The organism is Arthrobacter sp. B0427-1-12 (genome assembly GCF_059092905.1).
In genome coordinates this window covers 1-5,036 of record NZ_JBNHIC010000108.1, presented here as the reverse complement: position 1 = coordinate 5,036, position 5,036 = coordinate 1, and the positions used below count along the sequence as shown (strand labels likewise).

The following is a 5,036-nucleotide window of genomic DNA, read 5'->3' as shown; positions in this document are numbered from 1 at the left end:
GGCCTACCTGACCGGCGCGGTTCCGGCCCCGGTGCTCACTGAACTGCGCAAGGCCCTGACCGCCATACGCAACGCTGCAGCACAGCGGTAACCGGCCGTTGTTCCGTCGCCGGTTCTTTCCTCCGCCCTGTGAACCTCTTACCCGGCAATACCAAGCCAGCCTGGCTTGAAGTGTCGTCGGTGCGGTACCGGCCCCGGGCGCAGCCCGGACCGGATGCATGCAGGACCTGCCCGCCGCATCGGCTGGATGATCGTAAGGGCCACCCGGGGCCAGCGTGACTTCAGCAGTGTCCAGACCCGCGGGACGGAATGTCGCGAGCGTGGCTTCGTGGTGCTTAAGCATTGGGGGCCCGGGCGCTTTCCTTGATTCGAGCAGTCCGACCGCCCAGGGATGCCGGCGCAGCACATGACGCCGAGTGGGCCCGGCGGCGCATTTCCGTTTTCCAGTCGGCCCCGGGTTGCGGCAGTTCGATCTCGGTGAAGACGAGGTCCACGAGGCCATCCAGGATCTCTTCCTTGTTGGCCACACAGTAGTAGAGCGACATCGGCCTGGTGCCCGTGTCCTGGGCGGGCGGGCGTGTCGACAGGGCGCCGATGCCGTCCTGTCGGCCAGGGCGAGGGCGGAGCGCAGCACCTTGTCCCAGCTGAGCGAAGTGCGCTCCTGTGCGCTTCGTTCAGGTCCTGTCTGCATCCGTACTCCAGCCCCTGCTGTGGCGTACTGCCCGACTTGTTAACCATTTTGTTAACCAGCAGGCTCTACCTGGACATGTCCAAAAGATGAAAACGAGTAGTGAATGCCCTTGTCCCAACGGCTGCCGCAGGCCCTAGAGTCGGTTCATGGCCAGACCGAAGAACCCGCAGCGCAAGGACGAGCTGCTGGAACAGATCGTGGAGTACCTGCAGGACAAGCCCGTGGCCGGGCTGAGCTTCCGCACCCTGGCCGCCGGACTCGGGATCAGCGCCTACTCGCTGGTCTACCACTTCGGCGACCGCCGGCAGCTGATCCACGAGATCGTCTCGCGCATCGAGGCCCGCGCCGACCGGCTCAAGGACGAGGACGTCACCACCTGGACCCGCGCCGACTACGACGCCTGGCTGCACCGGGTGTGGACCTGGGTGGTCCATGACCGCTCCCGGCAGCTGGACCGGCTCGGGTTCGAGGCCGCCATGCTGGATCTGGTCGAGGAACACCCCGCCGGCACCGCCGGGCAGAACTTCGCGCACTGGACCGCCCGCACCCGCACCTGGCTGACCGCCCAGGGAGTGGACCCGCAGGACGCCGCGGCCGATGCCCGGCTGCTGGTCGCCTCCTTCTACGGGCTGGCCTACGACCACGTCATCAACAATGACGCGGACGCGGCCACCGACGCCTTCGAGGTCATGGTCCGGGATTTCTGGCACCGGCTGGACCGGCGCCTGAACCAGCACCGGCCCAGGCCCGAACCGCAGACCCCCGACACCGGCTCCTTCCAGCGCTGATCACCGCGCATCTGTCGCTATATGGCACGGGTGTCAGCGCCGGTTCAGCTGCCGGTGACGGGATTCTTCTTCCAGAGCCCCGGATCCGGGTTCCTGGGATATCGGGACGCAGATGGCGAAGATCCTGTCGTTGCAGCAGGCCATAGACCAGCCATAGGGCCCTGTTGTGGCTCTGTCCGTCCCCGCGCGCTCCTCTGCCGGCGGCATTACCGGGAAACACCGCGAACGGCCCGGACGGTTCAGCGGCGGTAGCCGGCGCTCAGGCCGCGCTGTCCCTTGAACGGTAAGGTTTTCCTCCCGCCTGTGCTCTGCGGCACCGGCCGGAACTGGCAGACTGAACCCGATCGGTGCTCTCCACCCAGCCTGCGAACCCGTGACCCGGACCCTGCGGCACGCCGTCCCGCGCCTGATGCTCCGGCAGACACTACTGCCTCCGCCCGAGTGTGGCTACGGACCTTGTTGGCCCGACGGGGGCGGCATACAGTTTGGACATGGACGAGTCGACAGGAAACGAGCCGGACCAGACCGGGACATCGGACACTGGTGAAGTGCCGGAGAAACAGCTGCACAGGTGGAAAGGCGAGGGCGGTGCACTGCCCCCCGAACCCGAGCCCGAACCCGAACCCACGCCGGAAGCCGAGACAGACAACACCTGAGGTGGACGGCCGCCGGCTGTTGGGTCCCTCGCGCCCTGCGGCTGGCCTGACCGAGCGACTTGATGCGGATGGAAAACGCAGGAGCCAGGCTTTACGGCCGCATCATCAAATCCGACGACGGCGCCCTGGCCGGCATGCCGGAGGATGTTCGGCGGAACGTGCCAGGCAACGGCCTCCGCCTGGTCGCTGCCACCGCTCTGCAAAACACCGGTGATCAGGTTGTCAATGCCTCAACGGTTCTGGCCTGGCTGGTGGCCTCGCTCGGCGGGCCGTCCTGGATCATTGGACTGCTTGTTCCGGTCCGTGAAGCCGGTTCGATGCTGCCTCAGGCTGCTCTGGCTCCCTGGGTGCGACGGCACCGCCAGCGGAAGTGGATCTGGGTCGTCGGTGCAGCCGGGCAGGCGGCAGCAGTAGCGGCGATGGCATTCACCGCAGCCGTAGGAACCGGCACCGCGGCCGGCGTCGCAGTTCTCCTGGAAGTGGCCGTCTTCGCCCTGGCCCGGGCGCTGACTTCCATCGCTTCCAAGGACATCCTGGGCCGCACCATCCCCCAGGGCCAGCGCGGACAGATCAATGGGATTGCTGCGTTGGCATCTGGGATTGTTGCAGTGACTGTGGGGCTGGGTCTCCGCCTGCTCGGAGGCAGCGAGGTGAATCCCGCCGCCCTGGCCGCTCTTCTTGGCATCTCTGCGGGCGCCTGGCTGGCCGCGATGCTGGTTTTCGCGCGGATCAAGGAACCTGCGCAGGCGCCGGCGGGGAACAACGACGGGGGCTGGCTCGCCCGTTCCTGGAACCTGCTGCGGGCGGATGCACCCTTCCGGAAATTCGTGGGCGTGCGCGCATTGCTGCTGGTCTCCGCCCTGAGTCCGCCGTTCATTGTGGCCATGGCTGAAGAGCAGGGTGCCGGCGGCCTGGGCGGGCTGGGACCATTTGTGATTGCTTCCGGTTTGGCCGGGATCATCGGCGGCCGTCTGGCGGGGCGGCTCGCCGACCGCTCCAGCAGGAACCTGATGATGTGGGGTTCGGCCACGTCGTCACTGGTGGTCCTGGCTTTGCTGGCCGCCACTGCAGTCCCGGCAGCCGCCGGTTCCGGCTGGCTCTTCCCTGCGGCTTTCTTTCTGCTGGCGCTGATCCACGTCGGTGTCCGGGTCGCCAGAAAGACGTTTCTGGTGGACATGGCCACCGGAGACCGGCGCACCGACTATGTAGCGGTGTCGAATACTGCCATGGGTGCCCTGTTGCTGGTGGCCGGCGGAATCAGCAGCGCCCTCGCACAGCTTGGCACCGGTGCGGCACTGCTGTTCCTGGCCGCGCTGGGTGCGGCCGGAGTGATCGCTGCCCGATCCCTCCCGGACGTCGGGGCCGGAAGGCAACCGCAATGACACGGTTTTTCATGACCTGAAGACCCGACGGCGCAGCAAACAGCTACCTGCCGGTTTTGCAAATACCTGTCGACCAGTGCCCAGGGCTTTACTGCCCGACAAATGCGAAGACGCCCCTGCGGGCCTTGTCCGGTACGAATCCCGGCACATAGGCTGGGGAGCGGGCGGCGGGACGGGGTCCACAGCACGGATCCGCAGAGCCGGCCCAGAAGGAATGCAGCATGACAACAGGAACAGTCAAATGGTTCAACGCGGACAAGGGCTTCGGCTTCATTACCCCTGACGACAACGGACCGGATGTGTTCGCGCACTTTTCCGCCATCTCCGCCAGCGGCTACCGCTCACTGGAGGAGAACCAGCGCGTCGAATTCGACGTCACCCAGGGCCAGAAGGGACCGCAGGCGGAGAACATCCGCCCGGTCTAAAGGGCCAGGCCTGAAACCGGCCCCCGGCAGGCTCCCGGATGGGGCAGGACGACACCACGAATCGGCGGTCGGCTCTCCAGCGTCCTAATAGCCCGCACTGCGTGAACCGGCGGACGGGAGCGCTCCTTCAGGCTCCCGTCCACCGGCGCCGTTTTTCACGACCCGGTGCAGTCCGTCAGAAAAAGCGCCGGCAGCTCCGGGCAGCCCGGCGCAGATCCTGGTGCTGTTCCCTCAGTGGAGCAGAGCACCAGGGACGAGTCCGTGAACAGGGTCCGGATGGCCGCCGCGGACAGGGAATCCCTGCAGCTCGACCTGGACCATGCTGATGCCTTTCTGCGGAAGGAAATCCGGGAGGGGCTGGCCCGGGGCGTTGCGGCGTCCGATCTGGCCGCCGCATCGCGCCTGCCGCTGAAAGAGACCGAAAGAATAAGACTGGCCGCCCCCTAGGGCCTGCCCCGTCAGCACGGCAAGCCTTGTGGGTACCTGCCGGACCGGACGGCACTGTGCTGGCTGCCCCATTTGGCGGATAGTCCTTAGTCCGGCCGGGGGATGTCCCTGGCCGGTACCGGCTCACCGATGCCGACAACGCGCCAGCGCCCGTCTCCGCATCTGACCAGGGTCAGGACCACGTCCGCATCCGCGTCCGCGGAGGCGCGGTCCAGGATCCTGAAGTAGCACACATCGCCGTCATCAGGGGCGGACCCGGCCCGGCTGGCGTATACCGGTGAGTCCAGGGCGGTGATGATTTCACGGCCAGCTGCAGCCCGCGGCCGGTTCTCCAGCCGGACAGCGGTGAGACCAGCCAGGCCAGGCTTTCCATCAGTACCGTTCGGGCGGGTTCCGTATACGGGTAGCGGTTCCAGGCCGACAGCAGGTCACAGAACGCTGTGTCGGTACGCACCGGATCGTAGCCGGCACGGGCGCCTCCCCCCCCCCCCCAACCCCATGGCTGGATTGTCTCCCGAATCCTGGGGGCGGGGAAGCCACAGAGCGGTCTGTGACGGAATGTCACCGGATCCCGGTTCCGTCGCAGCGCCGCGGGCCGGAAAGGGCCCTAAGCGGGCGTGCCTGGGCTCGGAGGGCTGACAGTATCC

The 5,036-nt window shown here is 67.0% G+C and carries 6 protein-coding genes; 4 read left to right on the top strand and 2 right to left on the bottom strand.

Annotated elements, in window-relative coordinates; all coding sequences use genetic code 11:
* Positions 1-335: 335 nt before the first annotated feature.
* Positions 336-545, bottom strand: coding sequence for a hypothetical protein (locus AC5RWU_RS23615; RefSeq protein WP_493986608.1), 210 nt, complete (start codon positions 543-545; stop codon positions 336-338).
* A 292-nt stretch (positions 546-837) separates the two neighbouring features.
* On the opposite strand from AC5RWU_RS23615, the gene AC5RWU_RS23610 reads away from it, so the two are divergent.
* The 4 genes from AC5RWU_RS23610 to AC5RWU_RS23595 all read left to right on the top strand — a co-directional run bounded on the left by AC5RWU_RS23610 (position 838) and on the right by AC5RWU_RS23595 (position 4,389).
* The gene (locus AC5RWU_RS23610) at positions 838-1,479 is read left to right on the top strand and encodes a TetR/AcrR family transcriptional regulator (protein ID WP_493986607.1); all 642 of its coding nucleotides are present in this window, start codon (positions 838-840) and stop codon (positions 1,477-1,479) included.
* 724 nt (positions 1,480-2,203) lie between these two features.
* Positions 2,204-3,517, top strand: coding sequence for an MFS transporter (locus AC5RWU_RS23605; protein WP_493986605.1), 1,314 nt, complete (start codon positions 2,204-2,206; stop codon positions 3,515-3,517).
* Positions 3,518-3,738: 221 nt separating this feature from the next.
* On the top strand, positions 3,739-3,942 hold the full coding sequence (locus AC5RWU_RS23600; RefSeq protein WP_493986604.1) for a cold-shock protein: 204 nt from the start codon (positions 3,739-3,741) through the stop codon (positions 3,940-3,942).
* Positions 3,943-4,203: 261 nt separating this feature from the next.
* Complete coding sequence (locus AC5RWU_RS23595; protein ID WP_494037343.1) at positions 4,204-4,389, top strand: hypothetical protein; 186 nt, start codon at positions 4,204-4,206, stop codon at positions 4,387-4,389.
* Between the two features lie 86 nt (positions 4,390-4,475).
* On the opposite strand, the gene AC5RWU_RS23590 is transcribed toward AC5RWU_RS23595, so the two are convergent.
* Entirely contained in the window at positions 4,476-4,622 is a 147-nt protein-coding gene (locus AC5RWU_RS23590; RefSeq protein WP_493986602.1) for a hypothetical protein, read from the bottom strand.
* Between the last annotated feature and the right edge of the window lie 414 nt (positions 4,623-5,036).

Bases quoted from the DNA above. Each gene is read 5' to 3' on its own strand.
- AC5RWU_RS23610 (WP_493986607.1), top strand. From the start codon at position 838: ATGGCCAGACCGAAGAACCCGCAGCGCAAGGACGAGCTGCTGGAACAG.
- AC5RWU_RS23605 (WP_493986605.1), top strand. From the start codon at position 2,204: ATGGAAAACGCAGGAGCCAGGCTTTACGGCCGCATCATCAAATCCGAC.
- AC5RWU_RS23600 (WP_493986604.1), top strand. From the start codon at position 3,739: ATGACAACAGGAACAGTCAAATGGTTCAACGCGGACAAGGGCTTCGGC.
- AC5RWU_RS23615 (WP_493986608.1), bottom strand. From the start codon at position 545: ATGTCGCTCTACTACTGTGTGGCCAACAAGGAAGAGATCCTGGATGGC.